The 229-nt window shown below is 37.6% G+C and carries 1 protein-coding gene; it reads left to right on the top strand.

The genetic code is table 11. The annotated features are described in order from the left end of the window. A partial coding sequence (locus tag AAEY62_RS25240) for a sodium:solute symporter family transporter (RefSeq protein ID WP_502935581.1) occupies window positions 1-229 on the top strand: 229 nt, incomplete at both ends.

The following is a 229-nucleotide window of genomic DNA, read 5'->3' as shown; positions in this document are numbered from 1 at the left end:
ATGTATTTGTAAATTTAACCGCTGTTTTATGGCTTGGTGGTTTAGCAATAGAAACTGTTGCCGGTGTTGACTGGATGTACGGAATGATCTTTTTAGCCTTATTTTCAGTCGCTTATTCACTTTATGGTGGTTTGAAAGCCGTTGCTTATACCGATATTTTACAAGTAGTACTGCTGGTATTTGGTGGCTTATTTTTAAGTTACTTAGCACTTGATGCAGTAGCAGATGG

Source organism: Pseudoalteromonas sp. GW168-MNA-CIBAN-0100 (assembly GCF_040309225.1).
Lineage (GTDB): Bacteria > Pseudomonadota > Gammaproteobacteria > Enterobacterales > Alteromonadaceae > Pseudoalteromonas > Pseudoalteromonas arctica.
The sequence above is the reverse complement of the archived record's forward strand: the minus strand, read 5'-3'. Positions and strand labels throughout refer to the sequence as shown.